Annotated in this window: 2 protein-coding genes; one reads left to right on the forward strand and one right to left on the reverse strand. The window is 69.5% G+C overall.

Features of this window, described 5'->3' with window-relative positions; translation table 11 throughout:
• Nucleotides 1–183 precede the first annotated feature (183 nt).
• Nucleotides 184–1647, reverse strand: coding sequence for an aldehyde dehydrogenase family protein (locus tag ABD357_RS29920; RefSeq protein WP_344394141.1), 1464 nt, complete (start codon nt 1645–1647; stop codon nt 184–186).
• A gap of 256 nt (nt 1648–1903) precedes the next feature.
• Here ABD357_RS29920 and ABD357_RS29925 point away from each other — a divergent pair.
• A partial coding sequence (locus ABD357_RS29925; RefSeq protein ID WP_425585061.1) for a zinc ribbon domain-containing protein occupies nt 1904–2224 on the forward strand: 321 nt, incomplete at its 3' end.

A 2224-nucleotide genomic window follows, 5' to 3' on the forward strand; every position in this document is an offset into this window, starting at 1 on the left:
TCGACACCCTCCCCATACGACAACGTCGGCTCCCAAGACCACAACCAGGTCTTGGGAGCCGACGTCACGCACAGGCCCGAATTAACCAACAGCATCCGGAAGGCAGCGGTGCCGGGCCCCTTCATCCCGGGATACGACCCGAGCCTACATGAAAACGATTATCACAAGCTAGGTGCCCCGGAGCTAGAGGCTGAGCCCGGTCAGCACCATGACCCGTTCGTAGGTGTAGTCGTCCATCGCGAACTTCACGCCCTCGCGCCCGACTCCGGACTGCTTCACTCCGCCGTACGGCATCTGGTCGGCGCGATACGAGGGGACGTCGCCGATGATCACGCCGCCGACCTCCAGCGCACGGTGCGCGCGGAAGGCGGTCTGCAGGTCGTGGGTGAACACCCCTGCCTGGAGGCCGTACTTGGCGTCGTTGACGGCGGCGAAGGCGGCGGCCTCGCCGTCCACCTTCTGCAGGGTGAGGACGGGTCCGAAGACCTCCTCGCAGTACAGGGTGACGTCGGCCGGCACCTCGGCGAGAACGGTCGGCGCGTACGAGGCCCCGTCGCGTTTTCCTCCGGTCAGCAGCCTGGCTCCCGCCTCGACCGCTTCGTCGACCCACGCCTCTACGCGCTTTGCGGCATCCTCGCTGACCAGCGGGCCGACGTCGGTCGCGTCGTCGGAGGGGTCTCCGGTCACCTGAGCCTCGACGGCCGCGACGATACGCGGCACCAACCGGTCGTAGACAGAGGCGTCGGCGATCACTCGCTGGACGGAGATGCAGGACTGGCCGCCCTGGTAGTTGGAGAACGTGGCGATACGGGTCGCCGCCCAGTCCAGGTCCTCGTCACTGGCGTAGTCGGCCAGGACGACGGCCGCGCCGTTCCCGCCCAGTTCCAGGGTGCAGTGCTTGCGCGGCACCGAGTCCATGATCGAGAAGCCGACCTGCTCGGAGCCGGTGAACGAGATGACGGGCAGGCGCTCGTCCTGTACGAGGGCGGGCATGCGGTCGTTGGCGACCGGGAGGATGCTCCACGCTCCGCGCGGCAGCTCGCTCTTCGCTTCGGTCCCGGCTTCGGCGAGCAGTTCGCCGATCATCAGGGCCGACAGCGGTGTCGCGGGGGCGGGCTTCAGGATGATCGGGACGCCGGCGGCGATGGCTGGGGCGATCTTGTGGGCGCAGAGGTTGAGGGGGAAGTTGAAGGGTGCGATGCCGAGGACGGCGCCCTTGGGGAAGCGGCGTGTGATGGCGAGCCGTCCTTGCCCGCCGGGGTCGCTGTCGAGGCGCTGGGCCTCTCCGCCGTTGAAGCGGCGCGCCTCCTCGGCCGCGAACCGGAACACGGAGACGGCTCGGCCGACTTCTCCGCGGGCCCACTTGAGCGGCTTTCCGTTCTCGGCGGAGATGAGGCGGGCGATCTCCTCGGTTCGCTCTCTCAGGCGGCGGGAGACGTGGTCGAGGGCGGCGGCGCGTTGGTGGGCCGGGGTGGCGGCGAACTCGTCGCGGGCGCTGTGCGCGGCGGCGACGGCTTCGTCGACCTGTGCGTCGCTCGGCACGCTCACGGTGCCGACGACGTGGCCGTCCCAGGGGGACGTGACTTCGAACGTGGTGTCACCTGTGGCCTGGCGGCCGGCGAGCCAGAAGGCGTGCGTGTCTTTCATGGGGTCCGGCCCTTCGGATTGACGTGGTGTCGTACGTGATGCTGTGCGAGGTCCACGGTAGGCCTGCCGGCCGGGGCGGGGGCTTGTCCGGGTTGTACCACTCGCCGTGCTTGGTGCTCCACTTCGGCGAGTACGGGCCGTCTTGGGTTGCTCGCGCAGTTCCCGCGCCCTGGGGTCCGTGCGTAGGTCGGAAATGCGCTCGTGCGTGCCAGTTGGTCGCGCTGATGGGTGAAAGTGTGCGAAGTGCGCCCAGGGTGTGCGACGGTCCGTCGCGCAACGCACCGGTCGCGGGATCGCCGTCGAGGAACTCGGCGGGATCCGCGAGCGGGTACGGCTTCGCCGCGACCAGCGGGGCACCTTGTCTTCCTGGCCGTTCCACCAGCTCGGACAGCACCTCGCCTACAAGGCCCGTAAGGCCGGGGTGCCGTTCCTGGAGGTGGATGCGGCCTACACCTCGCAGCGCTGCCCGCGCTGCGGGCACACCGAGCGGGCCAACCGGCCCGACCGGGACCATTTCCGTTGTCGTCGGTGCGGCCTCGCTGGGCCCGCCGACCACGTCGCCGGGGTCAACGTGCGC

It is taken from the genome of Streptomyces vastus (genome assembly GCF_039532825.1).
Taxonomy (GTDB): Bacteria; Actinomycetota; Actinomycetes; order Streptomycetales; family Streptomycetaceae; genus Streptomyces; species Streptomyces vastus.